At 43.3% G+C, this 15,601-nt stretch carries 15 protein-coding genes; 7 read left to right on the plus strand and 8 right to left on the minus strand.

The window, feature by feature from the left end; translation table 11 throughout:
- Positions 1 to 285 precede the first annotated feature (285 nt).
- On the plus strand, positions 286 to 1,620 hold the full coding sequence (astB, locus tag Q4Q49_RS14290) for an N-succinylarginine dihydrolase (RefSeq protein ID WP_311999664.1): 1,335 nt from the start codon (positions 286 to 288) through the stop codon (positions 1,618 to 1,620).
- A 106-nt stretch (positions 1,621 to 1,726) separates the two neighbouring features.
- Here astB and Q4Q49_RS14295 read toward each other — a convergent pair whose 3' ends face one another.
- Positions 1,727 to 4,165, minus strand: a complete 2,439-nt coding sequence (locus Q4Q49_RS14295; RefSeq protein ID WP_311999665.1) for a hypothetical protein — start codon at positions 4,163 to 4,165, stop codon at positions 1,727 to 1,729.
- 222 nt (positions 4,166 to 4,387) lie between these two features.
- Here Q4Q49_RS14295 and Q4Q49_RS14300 point away from each other — a divergent pair, with 222 nt between their 5' ends.
- The 4 genes from Q4Q49_RS14300 to Q4Q49_RS14315 all read left to right on the plus strand — a co-directional run bounded on the left by Q4Q49_RS14300 (position 4,388) and on the right by Q4Q49_RS14315 (position 8,479).
- Positions 4,388 to 5,710 (plus strand): dicarboxylate/amino acid:cation symporter, encoded by a 1,323-nt coding sequence (locus Q4Q49_RS14300; RefSeq protein WP_311899639.1) that lies wholly within the window; start codon positions 4,388 to 4,390, stop codon positions 5,708 to 5,710.
- 210 nt (positions 5,711 to 5,920) lie between these two features.
- Positions 5,921 to 6,280, plus strand: coding sequence for a hypothetical protein (locus tag Q4Q49_RS14305; protein ID WP_259541658.1), 360 nt, complete (start codon positions 5,921 to 5,923; stop codon positions 6,278 to 6,280).
- A 184-nt stretch (positions 6,281 to 6,464) separates the two neighbouring features.
- Positions 6,465 to 7,139 carry a response regulator gene (locus tag Q4Q49_RS14310; protein WP_106650745.1) on the plus strand — a complete coding sequence of 225 codons (675 nt, stop codon included), beginning with the start codon at positions 6,465 to 6,467 and terminating at the stop codon, positions 7,137 to 7,139.
- Positions 7,130 to 8,479, plus strand: a complete 1,350-nt coding sequence (locus Q4Q49_RS14315; protein WP_311999666.1) for a sensor histidine kinase — start codon at positions 7,130 to 7,132, stop codon at positions 8,477 to 8,479. The genes Q4Q49_RS14310 and Q4Q49_RS14315 overlap by 10 nt, the downstream gene beginning before the upstream one ends.
- 81 nt (positions 8,480 to 8,560) lie before the next feature.
- On the opposite strand, the gene Q4Q49_RS14320 is transcribed toward Q4Q49_RS14315, so the two are convergent.
- The gene (locus Q4Q49_RS14320; RefSeq protein WP_311999667.1) at positions 8,561 to 9,256 is read right to left on the minus strand and encodes a 2OG-Fe(II) oxygenase; all 696 of its coding nucleotides are present in this window, start codon (positions 9,254 to 9,256) and stop codon (positions 8,561 to 8,563) included.
- Positions 9,257 to 9,374: 118 nt separating this feature from the next.
- Between Q4Q49_RS14320 and Q4Q49_RS14325 the strand changes: the two genes are divergently transcribed.
- Positions 9,375 to 10,637 carry an HD-GYP domain-containing protein gene (locus Q4Q49_RS14325; RefSeq protein ID WP_028759711.1) on the plus strand — a complete coding sequence of 421 codons (1,263 nt, stop codon included), beginning with the start codon at positions 9,375 to 9,377 and terminating at the stop codon, positions 10,635 to 10,637.
- Positions 10,638 to 10,798: 161 nt separating this feature from the next.
- Here the strand turns inward: Q4Q49_RS14325 and corA are convergent, their stop codons facing one another.
- The 4 genes from corA to cobB form a co-directional block, all read right to left on the minus strand.
- Positions 10,799 to 11,746: a magnesium/cobalt transporter CorA gene (gene corA / locus Q4Q49_RS14330; protein ID WP_028759710.1), complete on the minus strand. Its 948-nt coding sequence runs from the start codon at positions 11,744 to 11,746 to the stop codon at positions 10,799 to 10,801.
- 127 nt (positions 11,747 to 11,873) lie between these two features.
- Positions 11,874 to 12,245 carry a hypothetical protein gene (locus Q4Q49_RS14335; RefSeq protein ID WP_028759709.1) on the minus strand — a complete coding sequence of 124 codons (372 nt, stop codon included), beginning with the start codon at positions 12,243 to 12,245 and terminating at the stop codon, positions 11,874 to 11,876.
- 330 nt (positions 12,246 to 12,575) lie between these two features.
- Positions 12,576 to 13,025, minus strand: coding sequence for an ATP-binding protein (locus Q4Q49_RS14340; RefSeq protein WP_286994283.1), 450 nt, complete (start codon positions 13,023 to 13,025; stop codon positions 12,576 to 12,578).
- Positions 13,022 to 13,753, minus strand: a complete 732-nt coding sequence (gene cobB / locus Q4Q49_RS14345) for a Sir2 family NAD+-dependent deacetylase (protein ID WP_311999669.1) — start codon at positions 13,751 to 13,753, stop codon at positions 13,022 to 13,024. The genes Q4Q49_RS14340 and cobB overlap by 4 nt, the downstream gene beginning before the upstream one ends.
- A 257-nt stretch (positions 13,754 to 14,010) precedes the next feature.
- Between cobB and fur the strand changes: the two genes are divergently transcribed.
- On the plus strand, positions 14,011 to 14,442 hold the full coding sequence (gene fur, locus Q4Q49_RS14350; RefSeq protein ID WP_106650752.1) for a ferric iron uptake transcriptional regulator: 432 nt from the start codon (positions 14,011 to 14,013) through the stop codon (positions 14,440 to 14,442).
- An 82-nt stretch (positions 14,443 to 14,524) separates the two neighbouring features.
- Here the strand turns inward: fur and Q4Q49_RS14355 are convergent, their stop codons facing one another.
- Both Q4Q49_RS14355 and rnk read right to left on the minus strand, forming a co-directional pair.
- Positions 14,525 to 15,022: a GNAT family N-acetyltransferase gene (locus tag Q4Q49_RS14355; protein ID WP_261273128.1), complete on the minus strand. Its 498-nt coding sequence runs from the start codon at positions 15,020 to 15,022 to the stop codon at positions 14,525 to 14,527.
- A 97-nt stretch (positions 15,023 to 15,119) separates the two neighbouring features.
- A complete protein-coding gene (gene rnk, locus Q4Q49_RS14360; RefSeq protein ID WP_311999670.1) occupies positions 15,120 to 15,527 on the minus strand; it encodes a nucleoside diphosphate kinase regulator in 408 nt (135 codons plus the stop codon).
- Positions 15,528 to 15,601 lie beyond the last annotated feature (74 nt).

Raw genomic sequence — 15,601 nt, forward strand, 5'->3', positions numbered from 1 at the left:
CATATATAGAGGGTTGTACTGATAGTTTCAAGTTAATCCCTCTTTTATATGTACCAGCGAGTCACTTTTTAATCAAAGTTGAAAAAATGTAAAAATATAATATGCGTAATTAAAAACTAATATTTCATTATTTGCCAGCAAGCAAGAAATAGTTATGCATTTATCGTGAAAAAGTCGCTTTGAGCACAAAACCGTCCGCTTGTGCACTCGAAAAGCTTCAGTATACTGGGTTCCCTCAGGGACCATATGAACAAATAATAACTTTCCCTATCACAAGGATAAGCAATGAAGCACTTTGAAGCGAATTTTGATGGACTCGTTGGACCAACACACAATTACGCAGGGTTGTCTTTTGGCAATGTCGCCTCTCTCAGCAATGCCGCCTTAGTTTCCAACCCCAAAGCTGCTGCGAAACAAGGACTCCAAAAAGCCAAAGCACTTGCCGATATGGGCATGGTTCAAGGCATGTTAGCCCCTCAGGAGCGTCCAGACCTCTACACATTGCGCCGAATTGGATTTTCCGGCTCTGACGCCAATGTATTAAAACAGGCTGCGAAAGAAGCGCCTATGCTGCTTAATGCCTGCTGCAGTGCATCCAGTATGTGGACTGCCAATGCCGCAACTGTCTCACCAAGTGCAGATACGCGTGACGGCAAACTGCATTTCACCCCAGCAAATTTAGTCGATAAACTGCATCGCAGCATCGAGCCCCTCACAACGGGGCGCATATTAACAGCAACTTTCAGTGATCCCCACTATTTTCATCACCATAGTCACTTACCTGAGCATAATAGCTTCGGTGATGAAGGTGCGGCGAACCACACTAGGCTATGTATCGAGTACGGCCATGCCGGTGTAGAATTGTTCGTTTATGGACAAGAAGCCACCAATCCCAATGCCCCTAAACCGCAAAAGTATCCAGCAAGACAAACCTTAGAGGCATCGATGGCAGTGGCACGCTTACATCAGCTGGAAGAGGATAATTGCGTCTTCATCCAGCAGAATCCTGATGTCATTGATCAAGGCGTATTCCATAACGATGTTATCGCAGTCGGTAACCAGAATGTGCTGTTCTATCATGAACAAGCCTTCTTAAATACCCAACATAAAATTGATGAAATTAAACGTAAGCTCAATACCGAACTGTATTTCATTGAAGTGCCCACCGCCAAAGTGGCGATTAACGACGCAGTCAAAAGCTATTTATTCAATACCCAGATTATTACGCTTCCCTCTGGTGAAATGGTCATTGTTGCCCCAACTGATTGCCAAGAAAATCCCGCCGTATTTGCCTATTTGAATGAACTACTGACACTAAACACCCCCATTAAGCAAGTGCTTTACTTCGACGTAAAACAAAGTATGCAAAACGGCGGCGGTCCCGCCTGCCTGCGTTTACGTGTTGCGATGAATGAGATGGAAGTCGCGGCAGTAAATCAACACACATTAATGAATGATGCCTTATTTGCGCGTTTAAACCTTTGGGTAGACAAACATTACCGTGACAGATTAACCACCCTAGATCTTGCTGACCCTCAGCTAATCATCGAATCTCGAACAGCTCTGGATGAACTGACACAGGTCATGAAACTAGGCAGCGTTTATCAGTTCCAGCGTTAAGAAATTAACTCCTAGTTTTTAGCATTTCGTCATAATAAAGCATTGACATACCTAAAATAGAAAAAGCACCTTAGGTGCTCTTTCTATTTCTAAATAAATTCCAGATTTATTTAATTCTAATCGGAATAGAAAGCACCTGAGTCACTAGTCCACTAGGGGTTTCAACCTCAGCAATAAAAGTACCAGTGTTAGGTTCCTCTTCACCTTTCAGTGTCACACTAAACTCACGCCCTGCATTATAGTTACTACTTGGCCATGTATATTGAGCACTACTAGCAACAGAACCAGCACTCGCTTTAAATCTAACAATACTGCCTGCAGGCATTTGTTGGTTGTGTAAATCAGATATTGTAAAATAAACAGTAGCGGCATCTTTACCGATTATATCAATACTTTGATCTTTGCTTATACTGTAACTATCGTCGATCAACACGTCAGCAACAGGTGTCGCATAGGCAGTACTACCTGACATAACAATGACTAAACTGCCTCTCACATAGAGTGATTTTGAATCTGTAATACCATCAGCACAAGCAGCATGTGCCGGCTCAGAGCAGAGTACACCGTTATATTTGCTATCTTTTACATCAAAAACACCATTCGAATTAAAATCTATTAACTCTTCCAATTCCCCACCAAGTTGTCCACCTGCTTGTTGAGGATTAAAAAGGCCATCTTCGTTGTAATCATTAAAAGCATCATCTAAATCAAATGACTTGCCACTAACATCTTTTTGAGTCAAAAAAGCTGTTACTTCAGAAGAGTCAAAACGGCCGTTACCATTTAGATCTGGAAAGGACTCTTCACCAATCGCTGTTGCAGTTATTGTCGCTCTACCACCATATTTTTGGCCATAGTAATTGCCTAAGTTAGATGCGAGAGTTGCAATAGGGTTACGAATTAATGCTCCTGTAGAATCAATAAGAGACTGTCCTTCTGGCTTTGCTAACTGACTTGTCCAAGCAACACTACAAGTACCTTTAACTGTCTGACAGGCATCTTCAATTGAACCACCTTCCGTGGTAAAAGAAACTGTTGTTCCATCAGGTACAGGGTTATTGAAAGCGTCAGCCAAGCGTGCGGTAACAGTGACTTTAGTCCCATCAACGTCCCATCCTTCAGCATTCAAGAGAGTTGCTGAAAGCGAAAAACTGTCTTGATCAGGTATACCTGTAGAAATGATAAGCTGGCTTGATTGACTAGAAATAACTGGCGAAGAGCCTGCTATTGTACCTGTTACCCTCACCGAAGTCGCAACAGTACCAGTTCTAACCACAGTCTGAACAATACCTTGATTGTTAGTCGTCGCACTAGATGGGTCAAGCACTATGCCTCCAGTCGTAGTGTTTAAACTAAAGTTTACTAACTGGTTACTCACCGGATTACTATTCGTGTCAAGTACCTTGAATTTAACTTCGGAAGATTCTGAGCCGCCTGTTCCTAGAATAGCGATATTTTGCGGTGTAGCTGTCATGAATATAATGCTTCCCACGTTAGCAGGAAGTACTTTAATCGTGCCCGTAGCAGAAAGATTTAATCCACCTGCGTTAGCAGTGACATTAATAGGATCATCTCCAACACAGCCCTTTGCAAGATAAGTGGTTGTAGCAACACCATTCACAGAGGGTACGGGTGAACTTATTATTGCTTCTGGTGATGATTTAGTTGAACAGGCCGAGGAAAACTTAACATCAACAGGTTGGGTAAAAGGCTTACCTTGATCGTCCTGAATAACGACAGAAATAGTCGCGGTACCACCTGCGGTTAAATCACTAGTACTAACACTTGCTTTACCAGCGATAAAAGGACTTCCACTCCCCATGACTACATTTGTAGCACCAACAACCACGACTGTACTACCTTTCTCGCCACTTGCTAATGAGGCAACAATGGTTCCAGCACCTAAAGTATTACCAGCATAAATATCAACACTTGCAGTCCCCTGACTATTTGTTACCGCAGTTTTGATAGGAAGGTCCCCAATATCATTGTCAAAGGTCACTATCGTGGGTTTATTAATACCAGTGATAGTAGCAGTTAACTTACCTGGATTTAAGGATGTGATAGTTTGAATAGGTAAACCTGTAGTATCAGTTAAGGCTAAATTAACTTGCGCCCCACCACCAGCTTCGCCACCATCGCCTTTCATGACAAAACCAATTTTACCGGATTCTCCTGTGTCAACTTTACCTGTAACTGTGCCAGCCCCAGCAATAGTCGCAGTATTCAGAATAATAGTCGCAACACCCTCATTATTTGTTAATGCAGTTGCTGCACTAGGATCAAAAGACCCTATATTAGAATTACTAAGAGTAAAGGTAACGAGTTCACCAGCCAAAGCACCTAATTTAGAATCAATAACTTTAGCTGATACTGTTGCAGGTGCTAAAGCAGAAATATCTGCATTAGAAAGACTAAGAGTGACAGTCACGACACTTGGCGTCGGCGTTGTCCCACCATCATCGGAGATGCTGCCTCCACCACCACATGCTAATAATAAAACTGAACAAAACCCTGCGAGAAAAACCTTATACGCTGACTTCATTGTCAGGCTCCCTGTTACTCTGATGATGATACTTAAGCTAGACGCTTATTACTTATAGGCTAACATTACACAATTTTCACCAATTTTACTCGCTACAACCTTATTTTATTTCACAAATAACACAAATACTTTAACGCTATTTGTCATTTCATCTTCGCCGTTTTCTTGCTAGTCTTGTGAGCGCCAAAAAATAGAATGTATAAAAAACACACAGGACTCCCCATGGCAATTTCGATAAAAAATAAACTCGGCCTTACAAGTAAAATTCTGATCGGTATGGGAACAGGTATTGTCTTAGGTCTCATACTCCGCAATGCCTTTCCAGAAAGCGATATCGTAAAAGACTATATTACCGAAGGTTTTTTACATGTTATCGGTACCATTTTCATCTCCAGCTTAAAAATGTTAGTTGTTCCTTTAGTCTTTATTTCATTAGTTTGTGGCACTTGCTCACTGAGTGAGCCTTCAAAATTAGGCCGTTTAGGGGGCAAAACCCTTGCTTTCTATTTATTCACCACCGCAATTGCTCTCGTAGTTGCGATTGTCAGTGCCGTACTTATACATCCTGGGAACGCTTCACTCGCTTCAGAAAAAATGGAATACATTGCCAAAGAAGCGCCCAGTCTTTCAAGCGTGATTATCAATATAGTCCCCACCAATCCGATGCAGGCATTGAGTGAAGGAAATATGCTGCAAATCATTATTTTTGCGGTTATTTTTGGCTTTGCTATTGCCCATATTGGTGAGCGAGGTAAACGAGTTGCGGCTTTGTTTGAAGATTTAAATGAAGTCATCATGCGCGTCGTGACACTGATTATGCAATTGGCACCTTATGGTGTGTTTGCGCTGATGGCAAAATTAGCATTAACGCTCGGTTTAGAAACCTTTGGTAGCGTAGTTAAATATTTCTTCGTGGTTCTCGGTGTATTACTGGTCCATGCATTTATTGTTTACCCGACACTTCTAAAACTCTTCTCAGGCCTCAATCCATTAATATTTATTCGTAAAATGCGCGATGTGCAATTGTTTGCCTTCTCAACAGCAAGTTCAAATGCCACTTTACCTATTACCATAGAAGCCTCTGAGCATAGATTAGGTGTCGATAATAAGATTGCTGCCTTCACGCTCCCCTTAGGTGCGACCATTAATATGGATGGCACTGCAATTATGCAAGGTGTGGCCACTGTATTTATCGCCCAGGTTTTTGGCATTGAACTCTCGCTCACCGATTATGCCGCTGTTGTTGTGACAGCAACATTGGCATCCATTGGTACAGCTGGCGTTCCGGGTGTTGGACTTATCATGCTGGCCATGGTATTGAATCAAGTTGGATTACCGGTTGAAGGTATTGCATTGATTATCGGTGTTGATCGCCTACTCGACATGGTACGTACCGCAGTTAACGTGACGGGCGACTGTGTCGCAACAGTGATTATTGCGAAATCTGAAGGTGAATTTAACGAGCAAGTGTTTAACAACACACAAGCGGGTAAGGCTGCTAGAAGTTTTGATGAGCAAGTTCATCATTCAGATAAATCTAACTAGCCTTAGTTAAATACCCATCACGCCCAGCCTCTGTGTTGGGCGTTTTTATTTATATTTTTTGTTCACACTTAAACCTGCGCTGTTTGTTTACATTAATGATGCCAATTCATTTTTCTAAAATTAGTAAAATGTGAACATGCCAATAGTACGGAAGTTTGTTTTTAGATACATTATGTTTACTATTTTGATACGTTAATTGGAGTTGAACAAATGTGGTGGAGAAGTCTTTGGATCCTGATAGCGTGCTGGCTATTGTGTGCCCACTTCGTACGTTATGAACAAATCAACTTTGCTATCCCCTTTGCAATAGCCCCCTTAGCTTTATGCTTTAATTCGGTTTATTTACTGCGTTTATTACAAGTTCTATTATTTGTGAGTGTCTTTACCGTCTGGGGTGTCACCACGATTGAAGCGATACAAATGCGTTTAGCGCAAGAAGCGCCTTGGTTGAGATTATCTTTTATTATGATGGCGGTGATGCTATTTACCTTAGGTGCAATTATCTGTGGTAACGGCATTTTGCGGATCAGAAAACAAAAGTCTCCTTGGGGGAATTCACCGATACGCTAATACTTTTTGCGGTGATACTTTCTTATTCAACAATAAATAAGTTCTTATTTTGACCACACGTTCCGCTCGGTCAGCAAAGGTTAAGTTCGACTAAGATATGCTAAGACTCTATTTGGTTACCAGTGTGATTTTGCGTAGACTGCTTTGCTAAGGCTTAGATCATCCACATTAAGGCATGTATATTATGAGAATTTTGGTTGTTGAAGACGATCCTATTTTATCCCACCACTTAAAAGTGCAATTAAGCGATCTCGGCAATCAAGTTCAAGTGGCGCTCACAGCCAAAGAAGGTTTCTATCAGGCCACAAATTACCCGATCGATGTCGCAATTGTCGATTTAGGATTACCCGACCAAGATGGCATTAGCTTAATTGAACAACTCAGAGAAGCCGATCTTAAAGCGCCGATATTAATCCTCACCGCACGTGTCAATTGGCAGGATAAGGTCGAAGGCCTAAATGCCGGAGCCGATGACTATTTAGTTAAGCCCTTTCAAAAAGAAGAACTCGTCGCTAGGTTAGATGCCTTAGTACGCCGCAGTGCAGGCTTTGTTAAACCGGTAATTTGCAGTGGGGAATTGAAGCTCGATCTCGCCGCCAAACAAGTCACCTTGAGTGATGAAATCATGGAAGTCACGGCCTTTGAATATTTAATCCTCGAATATTTAATGCGTCATTGCCACGAGGTAGTTGCCAAACAACGTTTGCTCGATGTGATATATGGCGATAAAGAAGGCGATCCAAACACCATTGAAGTCATGGTCAGCCGGCTGCGCAAAAAACTGACCCGCGATGGCATTGATAATCCCATCGTCACCATTCGCGGCCAAGGATATAAATTTAACCTGCCATGCAATTAAGATTAAAATTTAAGAAACGTCTGCTGACGCGGATGTTTCTCACCTCACTATCGATTATTGCCTTAGTGGGTTTTGGGCTCGCATGGATGGTCAATATCCTGCATGCGCAGAATAGTTATAACGAAGAAACCGCACAACTCATTGCCGAAATCCCCCAAGTCGCCGCCGAATTACGGGAGCACGATCTCATCCCAGATACCAGTGCGTGGCTAGAGGAAAATAATAAGCAAGAACGCTATGTGATTGCGAGTTGTGATGAAAAATTCAAACAGGTTTGGACTTCATCCCTCGCGGTAGACCGTGGCTTATTTGATACTTGCGAGCGTTTTAACGAAATTCGCAACGACTCACCGCCCTATTATCTTACTATGGCCGATGACAGAGGTTACTTCGTCTATTTGCTCGCGGTGGAAATTGCTAGCGTACATTACAACCTGCTCGTCCTCAAAGATGCCGCCAAGCTCGAGCAGGAATACAGTAAGTTCAGTAAACGCACTTATATTCGACTCGCCATGGTATTAGCCTTAGCGTTAATTCTATTGGTCAGCGCCGCCTATTGGGGAATGCGCCCCTTAGTACGGATGCAGAATGAACTGCAATCGATTAACCAAGGTAAGAGTAAATCACTTTCTGAGGGTTATCCTGTTGAACTCGAAGGCGTAACTCAAGCACTCAACCAAATGCTGCAACAATCGAGCGCCCAACAACAGCGCTATCAAAATGCCATGAATGACTTAGCACACAGCCTTAAGACCCGCTTAGCCGCTGTGCATGCCATCACAGATGACGCCAGTTTGAGTAAACAATCGGCGAGCGAAAAAATCATGGAACAAGTCAGCCAGATGGATCAGCTGGTCAAATATCAATTAAAACGCGCCATGTTAGGCCGCCAAGGCCTGAAGCAAGAACAGACTGTGATTGCGCCCTTAGTCGATCAATTAGCGCAAATGCTATTTAAGATTTACCGCGATAAGCAAGTGCAGTTCTCAGCGAGCATTTCCCCTTCCTTAATGTTTCCCGGCAACAAGGGCGACTTGATGGAGCTGTGTGGCAACCTGATGGAAAACGCTTTCCGCTTATGTATCAGCCAAGTGCATGTATCGGCTGAGATTAATTCACAAGGTGAGTTTGAACTTATCGTCGAAGATGATGGCCCAGGTGTCGAAGAAAGCCTTAGACAGAAGATTATCCAACGCGGTGTGCGGGCCGATACCCAGTCACCAGGACAAGGTATCGGATTAGCCGTCTGTGATGAAATCGTTCACAGCTACGGTGGTAGTTTAAAAATTGAGGAAAGCCGCTTAGAAGGTGCACTCTTTAGGATCCGTATCCCTGTTTAAGGACAGGGATAGCTCACAACAAAGGCTAAATACGAATAGTTAAAACAAGGATGTGTAACTATGTGTAAATAGTGAACTTTATCAGGCAATCACAGCGTATAACTGCTCAGCTCGATTGAACATGATCCAAGAGGTAGCAATGTATTTGTCACCACTCACGGGTTTATTGCCCCTATGCGTATGAGTGAATCCCGCAGGCGCTATCACCATAGTGCCTTTTTTGGGGGAGATTTTACGCTGTTGATAATAAAATTCGGTTTCGCCGCCCTCTTCCACATCATTTAAATAAAACATATAGAGCACGACGCGATGCAGAGCTTCATTGTGGCCATTCTGCGGGAATTGCTCCGAATGCCAATGGGGATAACCGCCTTTATTTTGCTGATACTTTTGAATATTAATACTGCCACTGCGATACAAATACTTCACTAAGCCATCGGCCCTAGGCGCACCCAGCGTCGCAAAATTAGTCGGAGTTAGCGTCACTGGTTGGCCCTGCTCATCACTCACTGACACAGCAACCGCACCCATTAATGCCATTGAATACTTTGTGAAATAATCTACCGCGCCCTTTAAGGTATAACCTAAGAGTTCGTTTCTGATAGGCTGCAGGTCGACGAAACTATCTAAGGTCAAATCGCGGCTGATCTTCTTCTCCAGATCGACGCCATTGCCCGTGTGTCCATCAACAACGCCAGCATGTTGCTCAAATGCCAGAATGAGACGGTCACACAAGTCATTCGGCAACGCATTAGGGTATACTTCAATAAAGTCCATACTTCCTCAATGGAGTGGCAACTTACTAGGCTTACTATGCTGACATGTTAGTTAAGTAATTGTAAAGCAGCATCATTGAGATAAAATAACCCACATTACGCTTCACGATAACAAGAATATGAAAAAAAGCTGTAAAGTTTCAGTCCATCAACTTCAAGTCGGCAACTTTGTGCGTTTGCCCGTGGCTTGGAAAGATCATCCCTTTTTATTCAGTAGCTTTCATATTAAACAAGCTGCGCAAATCGAGTTGATTAAAAATCTGGGCATCGAACATGTCATCGTCGATTTAGAACGCAGCGACGTCGCCCCGATACATGCTGATGCGGTCAACCCTATCAAATTGCCGCCAAGTGCTGAAATCAATGTGCTTAAAAACGACATGGATCAATACAAGGCTGAGCAAATCGAAGTACAAAAAAAATTACGCCGTGACATTAATAAAACTGAGCAAAATTTTACCCGCTCAGTAGCCATGATGCGCAGCCTCATCTCTAAGCTACGTAATCGCCCCTTAAATGCGGTCGATGACGCCAAAGATTTGGTGCACACCATAGTCGAACAGCTGCTCAACTCAGATAACTTAGTGCTGCATTTGATGAGTGATGCTAAGCAGGATGAAAGCATTTACTACCACTCCTTGAATGTTGCGATCCTCTCTATGCTGATCGCCAAAGAAATGGAATGGGATAGAAGTGAAATCGAAACGGTCGGTCTCAGTGCCCTGTTCCACGACGTGGGTAAATTAAAAATTCCACCACAAATTCTAAAAAAATCGACACCTTGGTCAGCACCAGAGCTTAATTTTATCAAGCAGCATCCATTACTTGGGATTGAACTGCTCAAATTAGCCGATAATTTTCCCCAAGCAGCCTTACCTGCAATCACCAATCACCACGAGTTTCTCGATGGCAGTGGTTATCCCAAAGGCCTAAAGGAAGAGGCTCTCGATAAGGTATCGCAACTGATTGCGGTAGTGAACGAATATGACTCCTTGTGTTACCCAAGCCAACAGGGCAAAGCCAGAATGCCCTACGCCGCACTGGGGCATTTGTATAAGCAATACAAAACTAAGCTAAATCAAGAGTATATTGGCAAGATGATCAAGATGCTGGGCATTTATCCCCCAGGCAGTGTAGTGGAATTATCCAGCGGTCAATATGCCATGGTGATGTCGGTTAACTTAACTAAACTGCTATGCCCTAAGATATTGGTTTACGATGCGTTAGTTCCTAAAGACCAAGCGCCTATCGTTGATTTAGAGATTGAAGGGATCAGCATAGTGCGCTGCTTACCACCTGCGGCACTTCCTGAAAAAGTCCACGAGTATCTAAATCCGCGCGAGCGAGTGAGTTACTACTTTGGCGGCGATAGTCGTAAGTAGTTGATTAAGAAACTGGCTTAACGATTATGTCTAACGAGCTTCACTCATTGAATAAAAGTCATTGAATGAACATGATTAAATAAAAGTGATAAAAATAAGGGTCGAATATTGCATTCGACCCTTATTTTTAATTCGAGAAATCAACACAGCTAGCGCCAGACTTATAACCAATGCTTACGTTTAAAGAAGAAGTAAGTACCTGCGGCACTGGCTAACATCATCACAATCGCCATAGGGTAACCGTATTGCCACTCAAGCTCAGGCATGCTGGTAAAGTTCATCCCATAACTACTGGCAATCAAGGTCGGTGGTAGAAACACCACAGCGGCAACCGAGAAGATTTTGATGATTTTGTTCTGTTGCAGACCACTGAAACCCATGGCCGCATCGAGCAGAAAGTTTAACTTATCGAAAATAAACTGACTGTGGGGCATCAGCGACTCGATATCCGACAACATTTCCCGCAAGTCCTTTAAATGTTCATCGGATAACTGGCCACGATAATAACGCTGCATATAACGCAGTGAGCGCTGAGTATCGAGCAAACTTAATCGGATTTTACCATTAGAGTCTTCTTGCAGAGTGATGAGTTTAAATACATCGTCAAGTTCGTCGTTATCAAATACTTGCTCACCGACATTTTCAAGTACAGTGTAAACGTCTTCAATTAAGTCAGATAAATAATCCACTTTCAGATTAAATAATTCGAGAAACAATTCCTGCGGTGTCGATACTTCTAACCGCCCTAAACGCAAATAGTTACGCAGCAAACGGATAAGACCTACGTCTTCTTCACGAATTGTCAGTAAAAAATTGCTACGAAGGTTGAAGGAAACGTTAACGCCGCGCACATCTTGGCCGACACGCTGTGGGAATAACGAATTAATATGCAAGCCGTCACTGTTTTGATAAAAACGTGCTGAGGCCTCAATTTCATTGATATCTTCTTCGTCAGGCACTTCTTCAACAGAAAAATGACTTAACCACTCTCGCTCCTCATCATCGGGTTTATACAGATCTAACCAAATGGTCGATGCGGGAATACTGTCCAGTATGCCGAGCTCTGTCACAGTAAGGTGACGATTATCATAGACATAAGCAGTAATCATTTGTCCTCCTGAAAAAAAACTTAAGTTAACGATTCCACTTAAGTGCAGGCTAAAAAATTGTCGCTAGTTTACCGCATAAGTTGGCAATGAAAAGGCGTGCAAGGTAATTTAGTAAAATAAATATGCCTTAATCGGTTTCGATAATAGCCAACCGTTCTTGGGTCGAAAAGCGAATATGGATGCCATCGATAGTGACCATTTTCGAGTCTGAGATATCCCCTTTTCGCACACGATACTCGCCGTTATTGTCGGCATTCGGTGACACAATTCTCACAGTGACAATTCTATGCTGATCGCGCCAATACCAAACACTGTAACTCAGCAGGCTAAATCCAATCACTACAAACACACCCGTCAACAGGTATCGGCGCCACAGCGGTTCACTAAAACGCTTTGAACTGAGATTAACAGCCTGAGGTTCAATCTGACGCTTGCGTTTCACCAGTAAAAACCAAGCGCCAGCAATGACTAAGACTGTTAGTAAAATTTTAATGAGCATGGCTCTTCCCTCTGATAAACGTCCGCTTGTGCTCAATGGTCTCGATCAAGCCAGCTGCAATCTTGCATTGACCCTTCAATGCCACGCAAGTTAGCGCATTATACGCAGACTTATGTGGATAAACTGTCTTTGGGATCAAGCTTAAAGTGCACAGTCAAATAGATAAGGCGAATGTACGAGCCATACAAATGCACATAGACATCGACATAGACAAAGCAGAACGTTGAAACAGAGTACAACAGACTTATGACAGGGCGAAAACACCGCGGGACCTATACCTAAAATTGATTGCTACAGATCACAACACTCAATATAAGTAAGTACCTGAAATTAAAAATCTTCAAATACCTTCGCCATCCGCTGAATTTGTGCCAAAGGAACGCCGTGGCGATTACGTTTCGCGCATTCCTGCTGATGAGCCAGACGGCTTGGTTCACCCACAAGCACAATTCTAACTTGATAACCTAAGGCTTTTGCCGCCGCTTCATAGGCCATGTATTCCCAGTGGCACAGATTGGTATTGTCACAAATCACCACGGGCTCACTTGAAGAAAGTGCCTGAATAAACCCAGTCAAATTACATTGATGAAACTCAGGTAATTTCTTGGCATCGAAACGGTATTCATCTTCATGGTAGAAAAAACTATCGGTCGAAAATACGCCACGTTGCCGCACGCCAATGGCTTTTTCTAAAGGAAGGGAAAGAATGTAAGTTTCAACCCAATGTGACTTACCACTGCCCGGTAAGCCACGCATTATAATCGCAACTTTTTCGCTCATGCGTTCGACTCACTGCCAATCACTCGACCCGCTAAAATGGTATCAACCAACTGAGGCACTAACTCCCCCGCTTTTCCTGTGAGGTGATATTGAAACTGACTGTGTCTATCGGGTGCCATCATATTCACTTCAACCGTTTGCGCTCCGTGATGATTAGCGGTATCGACAAAGCCTGCGGCAGGATAAACAGTACCAGAGGTGCCAATGGCAATAAACAAGTCGCAGTTATCGAGCGCATCGTGAATTCGATCCATCCCTAAGGGCATTTCACCGAACCACACCACATGGGGGCGCAAACGCTGGGCAGGAATACAGCAGGTACAACAGTTATCGGCACCAAAAGGCTCACGTAAAATAAAAGTCTGACGCGAACGCGGACAACGGCCTTTGGATAGTTCGCCATGCATGTGCAGCAATCGACGTGAACCCGCACGCTCATGCAGATCATCAATATTCTGGGTCACGACCAATAACTGGCCTTGAAATTCTGCCTCTAACTTTGCCAAGGCAAGGTGCGCGGCATTGGGCTCAACCGTACCACTGTGCAATTGCTGCCAACGACTATTGTAAAAGCGTTCCACAAGTTCAGCATCACGTTCATACCCTTCAGGTGTGGCAACGTCTTCAATATGATGTTCTTCCCACAAACCATCTTGATCGCGAAAGGTGCGTAATCCCGATTCCGCAGAGATCCCCGCGCCGGTTAACACCACAATTTGCTGGTACATGCCGATTCCTTATTATTTTATTTATTTGAATTATTCTTACTGACTTTGGCAGCCGTGAATATTATTCCTTGGTATAACCATACAAAAACTATGCTTGAATTGCCGCAAAATATTGTGATTTAACGCCTATTGACACAATTTATCTGCATATCGCGCTATAAAGCCAGAACAAAGGTTTAAGTTTTCAACCTGAGCCCCTATAATGGCAAACACTATCCACGGATGAACCTATTGGTTCTGCAATCAAGAGATTAGCAATGACAGATGGAAATCAAGCGCTAAAAAAAGCGGGTTTGAAAATTACCCTGCCACGAGTCAAGATCCTAGAACTGATGCAAGGACCTGAAAACCAACATATCAGTGCAGAAGATTTGTACAAGAAGCTGCTGGATTTGGGTGAAGAAATTGGTCTAGCCACCGTCTACCGTGTGTTAAACCAATTTGATGATGCTGGCATTGTCAGTCGTCACCATTTTGAAAGCGGTAAAGCTGTTTTCGAACTCTCAACTCAGCATCACCATGATCACTTAGTTTGCCTGTCGTGTGGCAAAGTGATTGAGTTTTCAGATGAAGTTATCGAACGTCGTCAAGATGAAATTGCCATGAAACACAACATTAAGCTGACGAATCACAGCTTATATTTGTACGGCACTTGCACCAATGATACCTGTGAGCATAACGACGCTTAGTCGACTTCAGCTTTCATCGCCGAGACACAAAAAACCAGCTTTAGGCTGGTTTTTTTATTGGATGATGTTAATCGGCAAATCGTTATAATAGCTTGGCGTAGATATTCACTTTATGGCCCATAAACTCATTTTGCTCGCGCCAGTGCATGCCTACGCGCTTAGCCACGCCTTCGGAGCCGAGATTCCCTTCTAAGATAAGTGCAATTGTCTGCTCTATGCCAAAACGCTTAAATTCGGCTAATGCAGCAGATGCGGCCTCAGTGCCAATCCCTGTGCCCCAATACTCAGGGAAATAACGATAACCCAGTTCGACTTCATTAAATTCTGCAATGAATTTCGGGCCACAAAAACCGATCACACGTTTATCGGCTTTATGCTCTACCGCCCAGCGACCAAAACCATGTTGCTGATAATCGGTTTGGATCACCTGGTGAAATAACTCAACCGCCTGCTCACGAGACGTAAAAGCAGCAGTGGGAATGTATTTCAGCATCGCCGGATTACTGTTCATCAAATACAGGGCTTCACAATCTTGCTCAGTAAATGGCCGAATAATTAATCGTTCAGTTTGGGTTATCATCTTTACTCCTTCAAAAATGGATCGCTTAATACATCAGCCTATCGATAAATGGTTACTATTGGCGTAACGTCAACGACACTACGCCAGAACCTTAAGCTTAACGGTGGTAATCACCACTGCGCTCAGGCTGATACAGGATTTCTTCAATACGCACTTTTACCATAGAACCACCAGGGCCTGGCCATTCAATCTCATCGCCTTGAGACAACCCTAATAATGCACTCCCCACCGGCGCCAAAATAGAAATCGTGCCCGCGCCATTGATGTCTTTTGGATACACTAAACGTAAACAGAAGGTTTCATTACTGGATGAAACGCTAAACTTCACTTCCGAATTCATGGTCACCACATTTGCTGGCATCTGAGATGCAGGCACGATATCGGCCCTCTCTAATTCAGCCTCCAATGCCGCTTTGCCCGGAAACGCATTTGCCGGCAGTGACTCCAATAATCGCTCTAGTCTTTCTAAATCGATTTCCGAAATAATGATTTTAGGTGTTTTCACAGTCTTTCCCTCGTAAAGAAACGTGATGTTCAAGCCGTGACTCAGGCTAACATCGACTCAGTGGCTTACCCTCC

Origin of the sequence: Shewanella sp. SP1S1-7, from assembly GCF_031932105.1 — a bacterium.
Taxonomy (GTDB): Bacteria; Pseudomonadota; Gammaproteobacteria; order Enterobacterales; family Shewanellaceae; genus Shewanella; species Shewanella baltica.